We start from the raw sequence: 20,695 nt of genomic DNA on the forward strand, positions 1-20,695 counted from the left end.
GGCAGCGGGTCTATGCGTCAGCCGAAGAGGTAACGCCGCGTATCGGGGTTCTCCCGGCGCCACATCACGTTATCCAGGAAGTAATGGTGGACGTTGATGAAAACCCAGAAGATGAACATGAACATGGAGGCTCCGAAGATCTCCTTATTGTAGGGCACCATCATGTCGAGCACGACCGGAAGTCCGAAGAAGCCCAAAAATCCGACCAAGCAGCCGATGATGATGAAGCACGCAATGTTGAGGCGATACCTGACCCCCAGGAACTTCCTGGTGAGGGACAAGGTGAGCGGCTCCGAGGCGTCCTCCTGACCTTTCTCATAGTTGGTCTCGAATCGCCACACGACAGCCAAATACTGCAGGGAATGCAGGGCCGGCACGACAAGGATCAAGAGCGGATTAACTTTTACGAACAAGAGCCAAATGTAGAGGCTCGCCACGTATCCCACCACGCCATTGTACGGCAGGCTGCCGGTATTCCCTTTCCAGCGGCGATGGAGAACCCATAGCGTCATCACACTCGTAACCACCACGACGGCGGTTGCGATGGACAGCACCGCTGGTGGCACGGGGAATAAGTAGTATTTAAGGCCGAACAGGTTACGCTCACTCAGGGCCACATTGATATTGAGCCACGATAGTATCCAAACGGCGTAGCTGTTGACGAGCAACGCCTTCTTGTCCGTTGCCTGGAAGAACTGCTTCTTAAGCGCAGCATCGACCATGAGCATGCCGTAACCCTGCTTCACATAATGCCAGCCGACGAAGAACGCCATGGCATTGCCGCCATAGCCCAGAATCTGAACATCGCCCCTTGCTACCGTAATGGCGAAGAAAATCGCCATCGCGATGGGCACCACAATCCCCGCAACGATGTACCGCACACGCAGGGCCAGGCTATGATCCGCACCGAAACTTTTGCTGCCGAAATTCCGATAGAAGATCTGGTACGAGTGCGCAAAATGCGGATTGTTGATGACGTTGCTGAGCAGGAACATCGCCAGCCAGATTGACGCATAGTACTTTTCCGGAGGTCGAAGAAACAGCAGCGGGAGAAGGATGAGTGAACTGCCCCCCATGCAGATGAAATCGACAAAGGGGCCGTAGAGGTAACGCCGTCCGTCTAAGCCAGGGGTTCGGTCGTAGGCAACCGCCCCTGTGGCACTGATGTTTCCGGAAGACATCTGACACCCCCTTGGACCATCCCCCAAATGGAAATACCAATACCAGTAAACATTTTTAATGCCAGCGAGCCAGTCGCGCGAGGGTTAACGCGAGGATTCGGGCGGAGAGAAGCAGAGTAGCACCCCAGGAACCCTCGTGGATGCTGCAGCAAACGTCGTATCCTCAAGTAGTAACAGTTTGCGGTGTTGCTGCCCAGCGACGTGCAGCCATCGGGATCTGACAATCGCCACTGCGTTGCCGCGGCCGAAACCTTGGTAGCTCCTTCCGGAGTTGCCAGCAGCCTGCCCTGCTCCTCCGCAACATCTTTGTTGAGCAGCTGGCACGTCGGCCGGCCCTAGAGAAAATTGCCGCGATAGAATGAACGCACGCAGTGCGCGGCGGTGTGATTTTGTTGAAGCGGATCAACGTGATTTGCCTGGTCCGGTCCCGGCGTCAAGTCCAGCGGAGGCCAAGTCAGCCCGACCGGGCGCAGACAAATCCATGTCCGCTGGATGACGGTGACAAGAAAGCCCGATCACCGGGGAGAGCACGAAGGAAACTGTTAAAACCATTGCGTGCGGGAATGCCGGGTGTTCCGGTGCGACCGTGGCGACTACCGTGTGCTTTCTACCTTTGCACACGGGCTGCGGGTGCAGCGGGCACCCGGCATTCCCCACGCCCTCTGTTTTCCCAGGGCGAATGATTCATGCACACCTCGGGCGCCCAGCGCCGCGGGGCGACGACGCGTGTCTGGGACCCGGGCGCGTCCGCAGCGAACCCTTTCACAAATAGCTGATAGCCGCTTTTGCTTTCACCGTTCCAGAACATGTTTCGTCGATACGCGCTCGAGCCCGCGCGACACCAGGCGCCGCTGCGGCGGCGAGTTGCCCGGGCCGTGACGAGCAAGCCGCACACTTTAAAATGGAGTTTAACATGTTGGCCTCCATCAAACAGGCATCGATCACAATTGGAGTGACGCTTGGGCTAAGTATGCCCTTGTCTCCAGCCTTTTCCGACCCCGCTCCATCGAACACAGCAATGCAGAACCAGGCCGCTCCTGCGTTAAGAGCTGGCAATCTTGTTCGGCTGCGTTCAGGAGGGCCATTGATGACCGTCGTCGGCATTGAGGACGATCAGGTGAATTGCGCTTGGACCGACCGGGATGGCCATATTGGATATGAACGTCTCCCCATCGATGCGCTCGAGCCGGGAATACGCATTCTCAACGGCCTCCCCAGACCAATTCCGGACGATTACGGCCTCCCGGGACCAGTTCCGGACGATTCGTAACGCGACTGTACGAAATTGCCGGGACGTTATCGGCGATAGCACCACGGGCGCGCCGCTGGCAGCAAGGGCGGCTTGTAGAGCCCGGGAAGGCGAAGGGGAAATGACGGAGGTCGAATGAAATCTGGTGATCTGCCGATTTCATTCGAGCAAGGACAAATTGTTATGCTTAAGACCCGATCCAGGGTTGCCTCGGAACCAAAATGCAATCAGTATTCAGCATTTTGGGGCTGGGGAATTTCAGAATGGCAGAATTTATCGTGAGAGTTGGGGATGAGCCGTGTCTTGTAACGACCAACAAACGATCGAAAACCGCTTGGGTGGCATCGGGCGAATACATGGGCAAACGGCACAGCAGCGAGCACAGAACCGAAGGCGCTGCGGTCAAGCAATGGCGAGAATCGGCGCAGCGCGACCAAGGCATCCAAAGCTTTTGACAAACTGTTATTCGCCGGCGATTTGAACCCAATCGCCCTTCGTGTTTTTTGTGTCGCGGTGTTTAGCGCCGGAATCCCAGTCGACGCAGTTTCTTACGTCGTTAGAATTATTGAACTCGCACACTTCTCTCCGCATGGTCTTGCCGTTCACATCTTGAATGACTACGGCGAGCCCCTGTCTCCCGTCCTTTAGCGCGTACGCCAGTCCCAGAATGCAGTTATTGAACTCCGGCTGACACAAACGGGAAAGAGCCGCGTTGCCGTCATTCTGCTGGGCTGAGAGTTTAGCCACCTTGTCTATGAACTCATTCCAAGAAGAGGCGTTTGTTGAGGCTCTTGCTTGCGGTGCTACAGCCGCCAGCGACGCGAACTCTTCGTCCGTTACAACTTGTCTCGTTTGAACGGGCTTTCCCTCCATCGTTACGCCCATGGACTGGAGATCTTGCGAATTGAGCCACACTATCTGTCTCGATGGCGTCTTCACCATCCGCCCTATGATCGCGGATGGAACACCAAGCTCCTGCGCGAAGCGAGCCATCGAGACGGTTGCGGCGTCCGACAGCACAGTCTCACGACCGCCTTTTTCAGAGGCTTTGTGCACACCGATCTGTGCACCATCGCCTATGAACTTCGGATCACCTGCGGCGAAGGCCAAAAAGCATGCTGATGCACAAACCGCCCCCTGACCAACAGTGGTCGAAATCTTCCCCTCTCTAATCGTTCCTGCCAGCCTTGCACCTTCCAGGAGTCTACCGCCTGTCGAATTTAGCTGAACGTTCTCGACGAGCTTGCCCGTGGCCTTTGCCTGCTTGACTTCGCTGATGAATGCATCGGCGTCGCCTGCTGTGATCTGACCAGATATCTGGATAATCACACCGCCCTGTTTGCCCGGCAGGCTCTTTATTGTCGCTGACGATGCCGGCGCGCCCCAACAAACGGCGACCGCTATTCCCAGAAAAATCGCGCAACCCGACGACTTCATGGCGCCCCTGATGCCTATCAAGCTAAGTTTTTCGCAAGCTTTAGGCGTGCGCAAGGGATTTTCCCATGTCAGGGATTGTCGATTGCGTTCCCCGGCCGCGGGATACGCCAATCTGGAAGCTTTAAGCATCGCTGAAATGCCGATCCTTCCGGAAAAGGGCGCCGCGGTCACGGCTTTTCGCTGCATACCTTCGCCTCGAGTGCTTCGACAACGAGCCCCTTGAAGGATGCGCCAATTTCGGATTGCGAAGCGTTTCGTCGCGGGTTTAGCGACGCCTGATTGGTTGGCTGCCGAACCATAAAAGTCAGCGCGCCGTGCTCTTTGCCTTCCGGTCGCTTATGGCCTCTTGGAGGTCAGACAGAATGACTTTTATGGCTTGGATTTGCGCCTCCATCTCCTCAAGCGAGGCCTTCGGGGCTTCACTCACCCACATCGGGTTATCCAGCATCCGCCGCAATTGAAACTGCTGGTCTTTAAGCGCCTCAATCAAATTGAGCTTGTCTGGCAATTTGGCCTCCCCCTCCATTTTTCGGTAGTGTCTCAGTTTGAAAGCCCAACTTTTGTGCTTAGGACTTGCGTTTTCTCAAAACGCAGGGTGAAGGGGCGGTTAGAACTACGCTCCGGGCACGCCCATACCCCACCAAGCGCCCGTGTGAACCCCGCCCGAGCCCCCTAAAGCTGGCGGGGTTCTTTTATGGGGTACTGGCCGAATTAGGCCACTCGTAGATTCAAAAACAGGCCACGCGCAAAAGCCCGGCTTTTCAGCCGGGCTACTGCAAGTATCGATACGTGAAACAATCCAAAGACCATAGCGGAGCGGGCTTGAGCCGGTATGTGAACTACTTAACACTGTCGCAGATTTATTGACTGGGCCACTCGCCATTTCAAAACAGGCCACTCTTGGAATCTAAAACAGAATTTAATGGGATCGGCGGATTGCGAACCTACATCAGAGTAGTGCCGGCGTCCCTCCGGCACTTCTTTGCGTAAGCTACGGCCCCAGCTTCCCCCCGAGCTGGGGCCGTTTCTTTGAAGGGGCCGGTTAGCAGCGGGGTTAAGCCGACGCAAATACGCCGGGCGTGAGTTCGAGCGACGCGAAAGTGAGGAATGATGGCAGGTGGATATGTTTATTTTTGCAAAACGAGCCCAATTCGATAGGCCGAGCACTCGATAAATCCGCAATACAAGCCTTCGCTACTTCCGCGCTCGAAAATCTCAGGCGAGCTACTCAATACTCAATCTGTTCGGAGACTACCGCTTGGCCGTTGGTCGTCGATTTTCGTCATCACCGAGCGGAAAAACTGGTCCCGGTCTTGGATCAATCTCAGTTGGTGGGCTCTGAACGAGGCAACACGCTTTTGGATCTCTGCACGCTCGCGCGTGCGAGGCCCTGACGTGGCGATCGGCTCTGCCGGCGCTTCAACCCGCTCGCGCTTGAGCTGTACCGGCTGCTCGGCGTTCTGAACCAGATCTATTGGCGCGGCAATGATTTGCGGCGCGACCCGACTTGGCGTTGACGCGGCGACTTCTTCCACAAAAGCCATCGTCTGCGCGATGAGACGGTCGCGCTCTTCCATCCACGATTTCATATCACACCTCAGCCCGGAATATTCTGCAGAAGCGGTAGCGTTTGGTCAATGAAATTGAGAGTTAGACATGGTTAATTGGATCGCCCAAGGTTCGTTGATCGCCGTCACCTGTCCATTGGCCTTTCGCCGCGTCCCATGGTGACCGAACCTAGAATGCTCGCGCATGTTGGCGGGGCCGCCTGCGGTCGGCTCGATGCGGCCGCCACTCTTCAAAAAGGGATATGCGATGCAATAAATGCGGACCAGGGCCCCACATGGGTAACCCCCGTGCATGCCACGTCGCCTGGGATTAGCTTTGCAAGTGAACCACTCTTACGCAGCAACGCTGCGTTGGACCGTAGTGTACCCTGTTCAGTAACAGTTTGCTCTATTCCCGCCCAGCGTTGCGCAGCCGTCGGGATTTGATAGTCGCCATTGTGTTGCCGCAACCGAGACCTTCGCAGCTGCTTCCGGATTCGTCGGCAACCTGCTCTGTTCTTCCGCCAACATTTTCGCGTGAAATTTGGTGATTTGCGCGTTGCGTTCGAGCAGGGACAAATTCCGCGCCTGAACCTGCTCGGCGAGTGACTTTCGCAATGCGTTCTCCTGGTCGAGCAAATCGGGAAACGGCAGCACGGGGCGCAATAGCTCGGTCGCCTTGATGACGCATGTCGCGCGTGCGACCGCATGCACTATTTCGTCAGGGTAAGCGTATCGGCATTGCGCTAGAGCCTCGTTTGCGCTGTCGCGCGCCGGATCTAACGCCTCGTTCATCTCCTGGCGCTGAATCCCACAGCCAGCCAGCACAACACAAAGTGCCCCACCTATTAGCAATCTCATCCATCAGCCCCACACAGGTTTATTTCGCAACCTGTGGGAGAGCGCAAGTTTGGGTAGTGGGTCATTTGATTGTGGCAGACTTCCGGGCTGGAAAACGGACGGTCCCGGGCGCATATTCCGAGAATGGCGACAATTGTCCGATGCAATTGCGGCGCCGAGTACGAACGCACTGAAACAAAGTTCTTGGTACCGCATACAGGTGGCGCGGTCTGCACGGTCTGCGGAGCTGCGCTAGAGTCGTGGTGGAATAGCACCCACGTTCCCTCATTCGAACTTGTAGAACGTCCAGACAGAAAGCTGGTATGACTAGCCACCCCAAACGCCCCAGGGACCCCAACCAGCTCGCTAAGTCGATTATCGATATTGCGACGGGGGAGAAGCCAGACCGTGACCCTACGCCAGAAGAGCAGGGTAAGGACCCGGCTGCGGTCGCCATGGGTAAGAAGGGCGGGAAGGCGCGGGCCGATGGCCTGACCGCAGAGAAGCGGTCAGAAATCGCTCGACGGGCGGCACAAAAAAGATGCGCCGAAGATTAAGGCTGTCCGAATCAATTGGACGGGGGTGTAGGCGATAACCCTTGGGTAGTGTCTCGGTTTGAAAGCTGAACTTTTGTGCTTAGGACTTGCGTTTTCTCAAAACGCAGGGTGAAGGGGCGGTTAGAAAATACGCACCGGGCGCGCTCACCGCCCTACGACCCAGGCGCCCAGTGTGAACCCCGCCCGAGCCCCCCAAAGCCTGGCGGGGTTCTTCCTATGTTACGCTTTCTTTAAGGTCCAGGAACAGGCGTCAATGCCTTTGATTATGGCCCGTGTCTCTGGAGCCCCCGGAGACACTAACTTGAGCGGCCCCAGTCGCCTCCGTGCTGGGGCCGTTTTTTGGTACTGGCCGAATTAGGCCACTCGCAAGATTCAAAATAGGCCACACGCAAAAGCCCGGCTGAAAAGCCGGGCTAATGCAAGTATCGATACGTGAAACAATGTAAAGACGATAGCGGAGCGGGCTTGAGCCGGTATGTGAACTACTTCACATTGGCGCAGATTTATTGACTGGGCCGCTTGCCATTTCAAAACAGGCCAACGCTTCGCGATTGCCATCACACCCCTGCTTTACGCTAAGCATACCACGGGAGCTGGGCGGGCGCGACCGTCTGTCCGTCAAGGGCCAATAAATTCAAACTCAGACACTACCCAAGTTTGATCATCCAAATTGAACAAGCCTAAATCGCTCTGGAAGCTCCGGGAACCTTATACCGGCTTCCCCGCGGGTCGATTTGGCCAATCGTCCGCCGCTTCTTCAGATGGTTGCGGTTCGGCGGATTCCTCGAGTAAGCGCTCCAGCTCTGCCGTGATGTCACGGGTATCGACTGGCACAACGGTTTCCGGGACGCTTGCGTCACGTTCCCGCGCTCCTGCCTCATCCTCTGGCTTGATGCCGCCTGCGATTGCCTCGACCCGCAGCTCGAGCGGATTGCTGAAATCGAATAGCGTAGGGCCATCTGATGCCCCGCCCCTTCTTTCACGAGGCACGATCTCCTGCATAGCCCAGCGATCAACTGCCTCGACGAACAGCGCCGCGTGCGTCAGCCCATGGCGTCGGGCAAAAGAATCGATCCGGGCCAGCGACAGAGCGGGAATAGCAACATCGACATGCGCGATTCGGAGGTCATCAGGTACATCAATCGCTGCCAGAAGCACCGCATCGCCCCGCTCGATCGCGTCGGCAGCCGTTGGGCTAGAAATCCGTTGGTTGGCCTCCAGCAGGCGTTCGATGTGCAGCGAAAGCGCCTCTCTTGCTTTCGCGATAACGTGGTCGAGGGTCGATGCACTCGCCGCGCATCCGGGAAAATCCGGAAACGATGCCGTGTATCCGTACTCACTGTCGCTTCGCACGATGGCGATGAAGGTCGTCATCTACCGAATCCACAATTAACTCGATCCATCTTGATCTATCGGCATGATGTAGGTGCGGTGCAGACTCTGGGCTGTTTTCGCTCCATCGAACCGAACACGAAAGCCGTTGGCGTTACGAGCCATGCTAAGGATGGTTCCAGTTCGACCACGCTGTTTCGGGCAGCGCTCGATACCCAAGCGCGTCAATTGAAACCGGGAGCCCGGCCTCAACTCCGGTTCGGGGATCGACTCAGTCATGCTGGAGAGTTTTAGGCTTGGATCCCCCACGCCAAGTTTCTCCTTCCAGGCCCATTGTTCGGCCGTCAGAGGGATAGCTTAGATGCCGCTGTGGCACTCGAACAAGCAAAACGAATGCCTGGAACGGTTTCATTTCTGCCGGAACGCATGATTGAATGACATCACCAGTGGGCCGACGATATAATCGAAGGCCGTGCGCTGGATGGTTGGGATCATCACGGTCGCCGGCATGCCGGGATAAAGCTTGATGTTGGGCATTGCGGCGAGCTCGGCCTCGTCAACCCGAACAAACGCCACATAATAGGGATTGTTGGTCTTGGGGTCGGTCAGCCGGTCGGCAGAAACGTGAATAATGTCGCCATGGATGATCGGGACTATGCGTTGCTTGTATGCGGTAAGGTGAACCTCCGCCCGCATATTCGGGCGGATGTCGCTGATGTCCTCAACGGCTATTTGAGCTTCTATGGTAAGTAGATCCTGATCCGGCACAATGTCGAGAATCTTCTCGCCGCGCTGAATGACGCCGCCGACCGAAAATACGGTTAGCGCGACCACACGCCCGGCATAGGGCGAACGGATTTCCATACGACCAAGCACCGCCTTGGCATTCATCGCCTTCGGGATCACCTCGAGCATCTTGGCCTGAGTATCGCGCAGGTCCTTGGTGACGTCAGCCATTCGGTCGTTGTCCAGCTGGGCAATCTGCTGCTGCTGCTCGGCGATCGCCTGGCGTGCCTTGGCAATATTAGCCTTGGCGTCCGCGATCTGTCCTTCCAGCCCAAAGGCGGTGCGCTCAAGCTGCAAGATACGCGGCCGAGCGATCAACCCTCGCTCCACCAGCGGCGCGATGTCCTTGGCTTCCGCACGCACTGACGAAATTTGGTCTGTAAAAGCTTTCACCTGCGCTTCGGCGCCAACGATCTGCGAACCCAACTGATTGATTTTCTCCCGGATCACGCTGCGCTGTCCTTCAAGGGCTGCGCGACGACTCTCGAACTGGCTGACTTGGCCGTTCCAGACACTCTTGAAATAGCTGTCTTGGGTCTTGAGGTCCTCCGGCATGACGAGTTCGGAGCCGCGATCAAGCTCGGTCAGCAAGCGTGCTTCGGTGGCGCGAAGGACCATGTATTGTTGTGACAGTACGTCGTACTCCGCCCGCGCTTGGGTTTCGTCGAGCACGACCAGGATGACGCCGGCATTGACCTTGTCGCCTTCCTTGACGCGCAGTTCCTTTACAATCCCGCCGTCGAGATGCTGGATGCTCTTACGGTTTCCATCCACTTTTACGACTGCGTTCCCGACCACCGCGCCATTGAGAGGCGCGATCGCAGCCCATGCCCCGATGCCACCGAAAAAAATTGCAATGATCAACCAGCCCGCGAGAGCGACACGCTTGATCGAGTCGCTCGGAGCTCCGTCACCGGAAATGGTTTTCATAACGGGTGAAATGGCGCCCAGGCGCATCGCCCGATTTGCAGTAGTATCCAGAACGGTCATGCTTTATTCCTAGCTGGCGGTGCCCTGAACCGCATGGACCGGCACGGCACGCGTGAGACGCGACATGATCTCGGCGCGCGGCCCAAACATCTCGGCAACGCCGTCCCTGAGAACCAGAATCTTGTCGACCACCCCGATGGTGCTTGGCCGATGGGAGACGATGACCACGGTCGTGCCGCTTTTCTTGAGCTGCATGATGCAGTCGGTCAGGGCCGCATCGCCGTCGGCATCGAGGTTCGAACTCGGCTCATCAAGGACAACCAAGCTGGGATTGCCGTAGACCGCGCGCGCAAGACCAATGCGTTGGCGATAGCCTCCAGAGAGAACAGCACCACCCTCCCCCACCTGCGTGTCATAACCGTTGGGCAGCCGCAGGATCATCTCGTGCACACCGGCCATTCGCGCCGCCAGGATCACTTCCTGATCCTCGCCCTCCTGGAATCGACTGATATTGGCCGCGATGGTGTCAGCGAACAATTCGATGTCCTGGGGCAGATAGCCGAGATGCTGACCGAGCGATGTCCGCGCCCAGGCTGAAACGTCCGACCCGTCAAGGCGCACGGCTCCTGCAGACGGCGTGTACACGCCCACGAGATGGCGCGCCAGCGTGGATTTGCCGGCGCCGGTGGGGCCGATGACGCCCAGCACTTCGCCCGGGTCGATCCCAAACGCCACGCCGCGCAGGATTGGCTTCGAGCTGGCCGGCGGTACGAACGTCAGGGATTCAACCGAGAGACGACCGTCTGGCCGCGGCAGCGAGAGCCCTGCTTCACGCGGCGGGCTGGCTGCCAAAAGCTCGCGGACGCGAAGAAACGCCCCACGCGCCGAAACGAGGTTGCGCCAGGATCCGACAATCTGCTCGACCGGCTGCAACGCCCGACCAAGCAGAATGCTGGCTGCAAACATGGCACCGACCGTCGCGAGCCGCTCGATCACCAGATAGGCGCCGAGGCCAAGGATGACCGACTGCATCGAGAGCCGCAGAAAACGGATGATGCTCTGCATGGTCGCGGCGCGGTCGCTCGCGACGACCTGGCGTTCAAGCATGCGATTGCGATCACGGCCCCATCGCCATCGGTCATGCCCATGGCGCGCACCACCTCGGTGTTGCGCAGGCTCATCTCGGTAAAGCTGTAATTGCGCGACGCCGCCTCACTGGACTCGGTGAGCGGTGGCTTGACGATCCATTCGTTGAGCAGCGCCATCAAGATAAGGAGAATCGAGCACCCCAGCGCAAACGCACCGAGAGCCGGATGCAAAACGAAGATCACCGCGATGTAGATCGGCGCCCAGGGAAGATCGAAGATCGCATGGATGCCCATTCCGGTGATGAACTGGCGGAAGGTGTCGAAATCACGCAGCAACTGACTGCGCGCCCCACCGAAACTCGCCGAGCGATCGATGATTGCCGTCATGACTCGAGCAGCGATCTTCTGGTCGAGACGGATGCTGGCGCGCGTCAGCACGCGGGCGCGTACCGCGTCGAGCCCGGCCAGCGCCAGGAAGGCCATCAGCAGGGCAATGGTCAGCATCACCAGCGTAACCTCGCTGGCGCTCGAGATTACCCGGTCATAGACCTGCAGCATGTACAGCGGGCCGGCCAGATAAAGCAGATTGATCGCCAGGCTGAACATCGCCGCGGTGACGAAATAACCTTGGCAGGTTCGAAGCAAAAGCCGGAGTTCGTCAGTTCTCTTGAACGGAGCACTCACATGATTTGGCGAAAACCGCCCCCCTTAAACAATAATGTGCCGCCATACGCGTTCGGCAAAACGACAATCGAGCCAAGTCAAATATAGCAGATATTGGTCACGCTTATTCTTTATCTCAAACAATGTTTAACACAGCGGGCGCTTGCACAAAAGGAGCTCCGCTCGCCGGGTCGCCGCCGTCGTAACAATTCCTTTTGCCCTTGCGGCACAGGGGTTTTATAAACGTACTACTGACGCCCCAGCGCCGGCGTACAGCGCTCCAGCTCCCATGAGAGCACCGGGAGTTCGAGTGGCTGCAGGGCGTGCAGGCGCGACTATTTGGGGAGGGCAGACATCAGTTTGGCGGCGTCAGGGGCGGCTTGACCGCAAGGACGGCATCGGCGCTCTTCGTCAGGCCGCCAGCTACTTGTTTTGCCGCATCCGGCGATAGCGCATAGCCTTCCTGGTTCTCCAGGCGATGGTTAAGAATGAGCAGGACCAATCTCCGGCCGCTCGTGTCAGCCGTCACCGTAAAATTCTTCGGGATTTCAAATCTAATCTCATCAGGATTGGGGCGGGCGACACCGTTGCGCTTGGGCGTAGGAACGGCTACTACACTTGGCGCAAGGCCGGGATTAACCGACGGTTCGAGAGCGCCTTTCGCCCGCACCAGGGCATCAATGAGATCATCCAGGCACTCACGCGCGAACCTAAGCTCCACGTCCCCAATATATTTCCCACTGCCACCAACGATCACTTCTTTTTTGTCGTCGGACAATGTCGATGACTTCACCTCTGCGATCCTGATTGCCATTCATTCTCTCCCCTGCACCCAAGTCAGAACCAGTCGATCGCGATTGACCAGCCCTTTTCCGTGATCCGCTGGACGTTACCGAAGCCGAACAGTCCTTGTCACGGTCAAATTGCGAGTGCGCTCAGCCGTCCGAACTCCCACAGGTAAACGCCTGAAAAAGCGGCCGCCAAAATAGCGAGGGTTGCCCTCGGTGGCGAGAGACCGTACGATTTGTTGTCTAACCCGTCCAACAAGTGCGCGTGTAAATCATGTACCCCTCCCAGCGGATCATTGCCGAGCTAAAGGCGCGCGCCTGATGTCCGAAGCCATCCAGAACATTGTCGATGCCTATGTTAAGCTTGGCAACGCCGAGGCACTGGAAGAACTGAAAGCTCACCGGCAAGGGCTGGTGATAGCCGTCGATGGCAGGAAGGACTTCAACTTTGATTTGATGCTCGAACAGATCAAAGGCGAAATCGATCGGATCGAGGCTGGCTTGGCAAAGCTTCGCCAATCTCAAGAGGTCGCATCCGGCCGTTGAGTGACAGGGGACGGCAACTACGCGGCCCAAACCCAACTGCGTCACCTCACCTCAAGCGTCACCAAGGGAAGCAAGCCACCAGATCACCGCCCTATGTGGTGCTTCACCGGGATGAGGAAAGGTGACACACTCAGCGTCAGTTTCAGTTGGACTGTTTAAGGCACGACGTAGACGTTCGCCCCGATTTGTACTTTTTCGTACAACTCGACGATGTGAGGGTTGTGCATGCGAAAAAAGCCATGCGGATTTTCGCGCTTAGCCGTGATTGTTTGCACACCCTCCCATTGGTCTTCGGACTTACCAATTGCATTTTGGTATCTTCCGCAAGCGCGAAAGGATCCATAGAACGCAGTCGCCGTCATGTGCTGTAGCTTCGCCTCCACTAAATCGCTGGTTACGATGGGCCCCGCGCACGCAGCGTTTGTTCAACCGCGTTGCAGAGATCAATGTCAGCTTCGGACATGCCGGGCGCGATCTCGCCTTGCTCGAAGAACGACAGCATCCGTTCCACCCGAGCGGCATGCTCTATCGCCTCGTGTCGCTTGGCACGTTGCGTAGCAGTTCGTCTCGAGCAGAGTTTACTAACCGTTTGGCGGCCTCGGCCTCTGAGGCGAGAATCGCAACGAGGCTGTTGCGATCGATGTTGACCAGCGAGTTCAAGAGAGCGTCGAGATCACGCATGGAATAGTCCTATCCATGCCGAGGATAGTAACGATGGGGCCCTTCAAACAAAATGCGAAAACAACCCCATCTGCGATGGCTTTCTACTGGCTCACTGGCTCTCGCTCCACTCTGCAATTCCGAGAAGCCGCGCGGCCGCAACTAGACGTTCGTCGTAACTGGCAAGCTCCACGCTCTGCTTTTGGGCGCGGATAAACTCAAGCGCCGAGAGGTGAATGGCATCTAATGTCCTCACCGGAACGGGAAACGGCTGCAGGGCGCGCGTCAGTACCGGTCCGACCATTTCAATCATCGCAACGCGGCCAATCAAATTCCGCACGGCGTCGCCATGCGAATTTTGGAGCTGATGCGCGTTGATCCGATTCCAAACCTCGCATTCGAGAAGCCGGCTGGAAACCAGTGGCTGATCCCAGAGAATGTCAGGCGGGAAACGATCTTCTGCCAATAGATACGCCAGAGCCACAGAGCTATCGAGGTAGATCATCGGTCCGCTCGATCGCGCCGCAGATTGCTCAGAAGTTCGTCGATCGTCATAACCGGCTTGCGTTGGGGCGGCCCGCGCCCGACCGAGATCGGTGGCGTCATCCAGCCTTGCCGGAAGGCATCTATCAATAGGGCGTCCGATAGCAGCGGACTCCGGCTGGGGCCAGGTGGACCAATTTCCGCAACAACACGGTCACGATCGGTGACCAGAACCGTCTCGCCGCCGGCGGCAAGCCGGACGTATTCACTGAGCTTGTTTTTGAGCGTTTTGAGGCCAACGGAGCGCATGGACTCAATGTAGCTACCAGAGGCTACTTTGTCAAAAGGGGCACCCTGCCTCTCGCCGACCCCGGCGGCTTCAAATGCTTGGAGCAAGGCGGCGCTTTTGAATGTCCGGCCCGTCATGCGCCGGACCGGTTCATTTCCGAGATTTTTCCTTAGCGGGCTTTCGAAGGCGCACACCGGCGCCACCGCCGTTCTCGTCGATGAACTCGACGCCGCCGGCTTCCAAGGTACGGCGGATCGCAAGCTCATTAGCAGCGGTTAGCGAAGTCTCTTCCTCTGCGACTTCAGCACGACGGATTGTGTTAGCGCCCAGAGCAGCCTCCCGAGCGAGATCTGCTGCGCTCCACCTCAAAAGCGCCCGGGCCGCCCGAATTTGCGCACTCGAAAGCGAACCCTTTTTCATATTGACTATTATACCATATGGGTTAATTTACCCCATATGGGGTTATTCTCGAATATAACCTTATCATCGCGGAGGCATGGAATGAAATCGAACATGTGGACAAAATCGAAACAAGACCGCCGCTCCTTCATCGGCGGCTCAGACGCTCGAACGATCATGGGAAATGACGAAAGCGCGCTCATCCGGCTGTGGCGGGAAAAACGTGGCGAGAGCGAGCCCGAGGACCTGTCGGGTAACCTGATCGTCCAACTTGGGACCGTGACCGAAGACCTCAATCGGCGGTGGTACGAACTAAACAGCGGCCATGTCATCAAGGATGTCCAGAGACGCGCCCAGCACCAGGTAATCCGATGGATGGCGGCAACCCTGGATGGAGTTGTCGAGAGCACGGGAGCCGTCTTCGAAGCCAAATTCATGTTGCCTTGGTCGTTCTCGGAAGAAGCCGCGGCCGAGAAGCACATGGCCCAACTGCAGCACAACATGTGGGTGATCCAGTCCCGCTTTGCGGTGCTTTCTATTATTACCGGTGCCGGCAAATGGATCGAGATGACGATCCCGGCCGATCCGCTCTACCAGCATCTCCTGCTCACCGCAGAGAAGAAGTTCTGGCGCTGCGTCGAGAGTGGCGAGACCCCTCATTTGTTCGGGGTCGAGACGCCAAGACCTCGGGTTGAGGCGGTCCGGATCGTCGACATGACATCCTCCAACTCCTGGGCGGAAATTGCCGGGGTGTTTTGCCAGACCCGCCCGGCTTTCCTCAATCATGAAGCCGCGAAGCTCGAGCTGAAGAAGCTGATGCCCGAGGACGCCAAAGAGGCCGTCGGGCATGGCATCCGGGCCAAACGCTCGAAATCCGGCGCGGTGAGTTTCGACATCGTGCAAATGGAGGCTGGTCGTGCATAACTCCAGCCAAACCATCGGCGCGATCGCGGGCGCGCTCGCCAAGGCCCAGATCGAACTCGCTAACCCCGAGAAGTCGCTGACCGCGACCATCCGGTCGCCCTTCCCCCGAGAGAGCGACCGCAGCTTCCGCTACGCGTCCTTATCCAGCGGGCTAGACCTCGTGCGCAAGTCTCTGGGCCGGCACGAGATTGCGACGGTGCAGACCACCTCGATCGACGACGGGGCCGGCCTTATCCGTCTGACCACGACATTGGCGCATTCGTCTGGCGAATGGGTGTCCTCTATCTGGCCGGTCTGTCCGGTCAGCGAGACGGCCACCCCGCATCGGATGGGAGCGGCGCTGACCTACGCCCGCCGCTACGCGCTGTTCACGCTGGTCGGGATAGCCGGCGAAGATGACCTCGATGCGCCGGATCTTAATGCCGCCTCGCCCCATCTGGCTGCATCGCACGAACCCGGCCAACGACTACTCGCTGGCGACCAAGGATCTGTCCTGCCACCCGATGCTGCCGTTCCCGCGTCTGCCTTCTCGCCCGCACCGCCGGCGGCGCCCGACGACGGCCGACGCAAACAGGTCAAACCGCCCCGCGTTCTCCTGACTGCAGATAATTCCTGCGCTCTGCGCGAGCAGCTGATCTCGCAGCTTAAGGCGTTTAAGGAGTCCGAAGCTCTAACCGTATGGGCACAGCGGATCCTGGCGCTCAAGAACCAGCTCACCACATCGGATGCTCAAGAGGTCGAGACTGCCTTTGCCGCGAAGCTTAACGAGCTCGGCGACGATGTTGCACCCCTCGACAGGCCCGAACCGAGCGCGAGCGCTCAGGATGATGGCAATACTGAACCTGCGGCCGCGAAAGGCAGTGCTGACTCAGACAGTGAGCCGATGCCGGCAAGCCAGAAACGCAAGCCCCCACGCAAGCTCAACGGCCATCGCGCGCCGCGGCGCGCAGCTACAAGCGAAAACGGATCAGTCGACGGCGGCGTAACATCCGAGGATGCTTCGCAGTCTGTAACTACCCTGAGCAAACCGCTCCGGCTGCGCGACCGGGATCATCTGAAGTTCGTGAGCACTCAGCCCTGCCTCGCCTGCGGTCGCAACCCATCGGATGCGCATCATCTTAAGTTCGCGCAACAGCGCGCGCTTGGGCGCAAAGTGAGTGACGAATTCACCGTGCCGCTTTGCAGGCTTCACCATCGCGAGCTCCACCGGTACGGCGATGAACGCACATGGTGGCAGCAGCTGAGTCTCGATCCAATGCCTATGGCGCAGCGACTATGGTTGCGTACACGATCGGACGGTACCGCCTCGATCGGCGCTGCCCATCCGGGTGCGACATGAAACGCGCTGCCGAACTTCATCGCGCGATCGAATTGACACGCTAAGTGCAACTGCAGGTCGGGCAGTCGTTACTGACTCGGCCGTAGACTAGCACAGCTGTTCGAATCAAACGGGCCGGTGTGACCCGGCCCGTTCAGCGCATTGTATGGCTCAACTATTTAGATCAGATGATCCCGATACGACAGAAGCGTACCGAAGCTGTCATCTGCCGCGACCGTGAAGCCATCGGCCGAGTACTGCCCAAGTAGCGCAATATTCGCGGTATGAACTCCGTCGGTCACCGACAGGGTTCCTCCAGTACCGGCCTGATTTTCGACATAGCTCGCGGTCGTGCCGGCCCCGAATGCCACATCGAGAAGATCCAGGTGGTCATCCGCATTAAATCCTGACACAAGCCCGCTAAAGTCGAAGGAGTCGGCAAGCTTAAGCGTTCCGGTCGCTGCGGCATCTAACGTTACATTCGCAGTTGACGCCGCTCCGAATTCGAGCGTGGCTACACCATCCATCAATGCAGTGCCGCTGCCAGTTACGTTACCATCGAGCGTGATATTGCCTCCATGCGCCCATAGTAGCCCAGAATTCTCAACGTCACTGTCGATGACCAGCCCGCCGCTCCCGGTGGCTTCAAGTGTCCCGACGTTGATGACGATGTTCGTCCCAGTATCGATATCGAGGGAGTTGGTGCCGGTTGCGATGATCGTGCCTTCGTTGATTAGAATCATCTGCCCCGCGCCGAGCTGTCCGGCGCCGGAGATTGTGTTGTCGACGTTCGTGACCGTAACGCTACCTAACGTGCCGGTGATCACGTTATCGCCGCTGTCGGACAGGATGACCTGACCACCGCCCTCGAGTGTGACGCCGTGCTGGATGACCTGTAGTAGCGTCCCATTGCCGGCCGATTCGAGCGCGATTGTGCCGGTGTTGTTGATTATGCCGCTCAGCGGCAGCATCGCGCCGTCGCCGATCGTCATTGTTCCGGCATTGTTCATGACCGGTGTCAGATCAAACACGAAATTGCTTTCGGTCAGCGAGGCCGCATTCACGCCATGGAAGGTGATCGACTGCCCGTCCGCAAGTGTCACGACTGCATCGCCGTTGCCGTCATCCGTCATATGCGTCTGAATGTCGCCGAAGGTTGTAAAGTCGGCATAGCCGATGAGGTCGATCTGGTCCGTTGCGTCGTCGAAGCTGTAGATCGTGTCGTGACCGATCGGCTGAGAGAAGACGAACAAATCCGTGCCGCTGGACCCGGTCAGATGGTCATCGCCAGACCAAGCGAAGATAGGGCTGCCTTCTGAGTAGGCTTCGACGTTGCTATCCGTCGCGACCGTAATTGTGCTGCCGTCCACATTTGTCCAGCTCGCTGTCACGTTCAGCATGACCGCACCTGGCAATCCGGCAGAGGACGTAATGCTCAAGGATCGAACATCGTCCGTCTGCACGCTCCACGATCCGTCGTCCATCTTCGTGCCGCCATCGAGCATCCATCCGGACGGAACACCCTTGACCGAGACGCTTGCAGACTGACCGTCCATTTCAATTGGAGCAGTGAGACCGAGATTAATCGAATGGCCCGCTACGCCGGCGGGAGCTGCATTAAGGACGAAATCAGTCGCCGTAAGTGCGATGTTGCCGGACAGATGGATCTCAAGCTCAGCACTTGCCACGATGCCATTGGTGTCTGCTCTGACGATCGTTTCGTCAGTTGCGGCGTTGTAGAACCACCACACATTATTGTTCTGGGCGGCACCCGGAGTACTCGTATTGGTCACGGTGGAGAAATTCTGGAGGCCTCCGGCAATCGTGTTTGCATCAATTGTATTCGACAGCTTGATCTTATCGGTACCTGCCGTGAAATCGATGATGGTGTCTATATTCGCGCCCGACGATTGAACGGTGGCAGTGTACGCAAATACGTCGGAACCCGCTCCACCAGATAGGATGTCAGCGCCCGTCCCGCCGGTTAGCGTGTCGTTTCCTGCCCCGCCAAGGAGCAGATCAGAGCCAGCACCGCCGAAGAGGGAATCATCACCTCCCAGCCCCACCAGAATGTCGTTGCCGTTTCCATTTGCGTTGGTCTCATTGACCCCGATTGTCTCTCCATTAATCGTTCCAACGATTGTATTGTCAGCGCCATTTCCGGTCAGGTTCGTGTTGAAGAAATCTGGCAGATTAGCGTCAAAACCACTAACAATGGCCGAGTACTCAATGACAGCACCGTTGCTCGCGGCCACGGCGATGTCGGCTCTGCCGAAGCCGGCCACCTTGGCGTTCCAAGCAGATCCAGAAAGATCAAGAGCGTCGCTATTCCCTATACTTCCATCGAAATACGTTTGTAAAAGTCCTCGATAGGTGGTGTCCGAGAGAATGGATTCCAACTGATCAACCGAGAACAGCGCAGTCACCGCATCGTTTGGATTGCCTGGTGTGCCAACCGGCACTGTGTCGGCGAAGTACGATGTTGTCCCATTGAGATGGTTCCATGCCGTCGTGAGCGTGTCCTGACTGCCACCCATGTAGACCGACCAAGCGCCTCCAGTTGCCGGGCTATTATCAAACGTAGCGCGCGAAAAGTCGGCAGTGTCCTGAGCGGATCCAAAATCAATGATATGTCCGCTCGAAGCTCCGGCTGCTACCGCGATCAATACCGTAACCACGTTGCTGGAAGCTGATCCGTCATTTGCGTGATAGGTGAAGGTATCGGTGCCGATGTAGCCAGCTGTTGGAGTGTAATCGAAGCTTCCGTTGGCGTTCAGGGTGAGAGTGCCATGCGCAGGCCCTGTATTGAGCACTGCGCTCATTGCGCTATCAACGTCTGTATCGTTCGCGAGTACGCCATCAGGCGTGCCGCCGACGACAACGTGAAGCACGCCGCCACTCGTGACTGAGTAGACATCCCCCTGCGCGACCGGCGCGTCATTTGCGCCGTTGATGGTGACGGTCAGCACCGCCGTGTCCGTCAGGCTGCCGTCGCTCACCGTGTAGTTGAAACTTTCGGTGATCGTGCCGCCGGTGTTAAGCGCCTGCACCGCAGCGTCGTTTTCGTTGACCACGTAGGTGTAGCTGCCGTTGGCGGCAATCGTCAGCGTCCCGTGCGCACCGACTAACCCTACACCCAGCGAACCGGCTGTGCCGGCGCCTTCTGTGCCGCCGGTTCGGATTGCGCTGACCGTCAGGCTGCCGCTGTCGACATCGGTGTCATTGGTCAGGACGTTGCCGGTCCCGTTCGAGCCGCCAGACCCGTTGAGGGTGCCGCCCTTCTCGGTCGTCGCCGTCGCACCTGGACTCGTGCTGGTGTCGTTCACACCCACCGGGGCGTCGGCAACCGCGTTGACGGTCACCAGGACGGTGTCGCTGGTCGAGGCGGTGGAGCCGTTCTCGCCCTCGCTCGAGGTCGCGGTGACCGTGAGGGTGAAGTCGTCGCCGCTGTTGGCGGGCGGCGTGATGGTGAGACCCGCGAGCTGAGCCTGCGTCAGCGTCCACACGCCGCCGCCATTGTCGGTGCCGTGATTGAGGCTGGCGCCGGCGGGAACGCCGGAAATGGTGATCGACAGGCTCTCCGAGCCGTCGGTGTCGGTGAGCGCCGAGGAGAAGCTGAGCGCGATCGCGGTGTCCTCGTTGCCGGACGCATCCGGCGAGGTCAGCGTCGGGGCGTCG

At 58.0% G+C, this 20,695-nt stretch carries 17 protein-coding genes and 1 pseudogene; 5 read left to right on the forward strand and 13 right to left on the reverse strand.

Going from position 1 to position 20,695, the window contains the following annotated elements; translation table 11 throughout:
- Positions 1-17: 17 nt before the first annotated feature.
- Entirely contained in the window at positions 18-1,181 is a 1,164-nt protein-coding gene (locus N554_RS0125255) for a hypothetical protein (RefSeq protein ID WP_245283701.1), read from the reverse strand.
- A 1,018-nt stretch (positions 1,182-2,199) separates the two neighbouring features.
- Between N554_RS0125255 and N554_RS41145 the strand changes: the two genes are divergently transcribed.
- Positions 2,200-2,451, forward strand: a complete 252-nt coding sequence (locus N554_RS41145) for a DUF2158 domain-containing protein (protein ID WP_256378756.1) — start codon at positions 2,200-2,202, stop codon at positions 2,449-2,451.
- 242 nt (positions 2,452-2,693) lie between these two features.
- Positions 2,694-2,885, forward strand: a complete 192-nt coding sequence (locus N554_RS0125265; RefSeq protein WP_029586045.1) for a hypothetical protein — start codon at positions 2,694-2,696, stop codon at positions 2,883-2,885.
- A 7-nt stretch (positions 2,886-2,892) separates the two neighbouring features.
- Here the strand turns inward: N554_RS0125265 and N554_RS0125270 are convergent, their stop codons facing one another.
- The 8 genes and pseudogenes from N554_RS0125270 to N554_RS0125315 all read right to left on the reverse strand — a co-directional run bounded on the left by N554_RS0125270 (position 2,893) and on the right by N554_RS0125315 (position 12,424).
- Positions 2,893-4,053 carry a COG3904 family protein gene (locus N554_RS0125270; RefSeq protein WP_156042100.1) on the reverse strand — a complete coding sequence of 387 codons (1,161 nt, stop codon included), beginning with the start codon at positions 4,051-4,053 and terminating at the stop codon, positions 2,893-2,895.
- Between the two features lie 118 nt (positions 4,054-4,171).
- A complete protein-coding gene (locus N554_RS0125280; RefSeq protein ID WP_156042101.1) occupies positions 4,172-4,375 on the reverse strand; it encodes a hypothetical protein in 204 nt (67 codons plus the stop codon).
- A gap of 727 nt (positions 4,376-5,102) precedes the next feature.
- Positions 5,103-5,456 carry a hypothetical protein gene (locus N554_RS0125285; RefSeq protein ID WP_036054037.1) on the reverse strand — a complete coding sequence of 118 codons (354 nt, stop codon included), beginning with the start codon at positions 5,454-5,456 and terminating at the stop codon, positions 5,103-5,105.
- Between the two features lie 351 nt (positions 5,457-5,807).
- Positions 5,808-6,209, reverse strand: coding sequence for a hypothetical protein (locus N554_RS0125290; protein WP_029586049.1), 402 nt, complete (start codon positions 6,207-6,209; stop codon positions 5,808-5,810).
- 1,310 nt (positions 6,210-7,519) lie between these two features.
- The gene (locus tag N554_RS0125300; RefSeq protein ID WP_029586051.1) at positions 7,520-8,185 is read right to left on the reverse strand and encodes a type II toxin-antitoxin system HicB family antitoxin; all 666 of its coding nucleotides are present in this window, start codon (positions 8,183-8,185) and stop codon (positions 7,520-7,522) included.
- A 366-nt stretch (positions 8,186-8,551) separates the two neighbouring features.
- Positions 8,552-9,919 carry an HlyD family type I secretion periplasmic adaptor subunit gene (locus N554_RS0125305; protein WP_051677702.1) on the reverse strand — a complete coding sequence of 456 codons (1,368 nt, stop codon included), beginning with the start codon at positions 9,917-9,919 and terminating at the stop codon, positions 8,552-8,554.
- Between the two features lie 9 nt (positions 9,920-9,928).
- Positions 9,929-11,553: pseudogene (locus N554_RS36390) on the reverse strand (type I secretion system permease/ATPase).
- A 412-nt stretch (positions 11,554-11,965) separates the two neighbouring features.
- Entirely contained in the window at positions 11,966-12,424 is a 459-nt protein-coding gene (locus tag N554_RS0125315) for a hypothetical protein (protein ID WP_029586053.1), read from the reverse strand.
- A 295-nt stretch (positions 12,425-12,719) separates the two neighbouring features.
- Here N554_RS0125315 and N554_RS0125320 point away from each other — a divergent pair, with 295 nt between their 5' ends.
- A complete protein-coding gene (locus N554_RS0125320; RefSeq protein WP_036054040.1) occupies positions 12,720-12,944 on the forward strand; it encodes a hypothetical protein in 225 nt (74 codons plus the stop codon).
- 525 nt (positions 12,945-13,469) lie between these two features.
- On the opposite strand, the gene N554_RS40310 is transcribed toward N554_RS0125320, so the two are convergent.
- The 3 genes from N554_RS40310 to N554_RS42260 all read right to left on the reverse strand — a co-directional run bounded on the left by N554_RS40310 (position 13,470) and on the right by N554_RS42260 (position 14,579).
- Positions 13,470-13,625 carry a hypothetical protein gene (locus N554_RS40310; protein WP_156042102.1) on the reverse strand — a complete coding sequence of 52 codons (156 nt, stop codon included), beginning with the start codon at positions 13,623-13,625 and terminating at the stop codon, positions 13,470-13,472.
- A gap of 91 nt (positions 13,626-13,716) precedes the next feature.
- On the reverse strand, positions 13,717-14,109 hold the full coding sequence (locus tag N554_RS0125335) for a PIN domain-containing protein (RefSeq protein ID WP_029586056.1): 393 nt from the start codon (positions 14,107-14,109) through the stop codon (positions 13,717-13,719).
- A complete protein-coding gene (locus N554_RS42260) occupies positions 14,106-14,579 on the reverse strand; it encodes a type II toxin-antitoxin system Phd/YefM family antitoxin (protein WP_245283702.1) in 474 nt (157 codons plus the stop codon). The genes N554_RS0125335 and N554_RS42260 overlap by 4 nt, the downstream gene beginning before the upstream one ends.
- 298 nt (positions 14,580-14,877) lie before the next feature.
- Between N554_RS42260 and N554_RS0125350 the strand changes: the two genes are divergently transcribed.
- Both N554_RS0125350 and N554_RS0125355 read left to right on the forward strand, forming a co-directional pair.
- On the forward strand, positions 14,878-15,699 hold the full coding sequence (locus N554_RS0125350) for a YqaJ viral recombinase family protein (protein ID WP_029586058.1): 822 nt from the start codon (positions 14,878-14,880) through the stop codon (positions 15,697-15,699).
- On the forward strand, positions 15,692-17,038 hold the full coding sequence (locus N554_RS0125355) for an ERF family protein (protein WP_036054042.1): 1,347 nt from the start codon (positions 15,692-15,694) through the stop codon (positions 17,036-17,038). The genes N554_RS0125350 and N554_RS0125355 overlap by 8 nt, the downstream gene beginning before the upstream one ends.
- Before the next feature lie 158 nt (positions 17,039-17,196).
- Here N554_RS0125355 and N554_RS42815 read toward each other — a convergent pair.
- Positions 17,197-20,695, reverse strand: a 3,499-nt coding sequence (locus tag N554_RS42815) for a beta strand repeat-containing protein (protein WP_029586060.1), incomplete at its 5' end; no start/stop codon positions are given.

It is taken from the genome of Bradyrhizobium sp. URHD0069 (assembly GCF_000701345.1).
Lineage (GTDB): Bacteria > Pseudomonadota > Alphaproteobacteria > Rhizobiales > Xanthobacteraceae > Bradyrhizobium.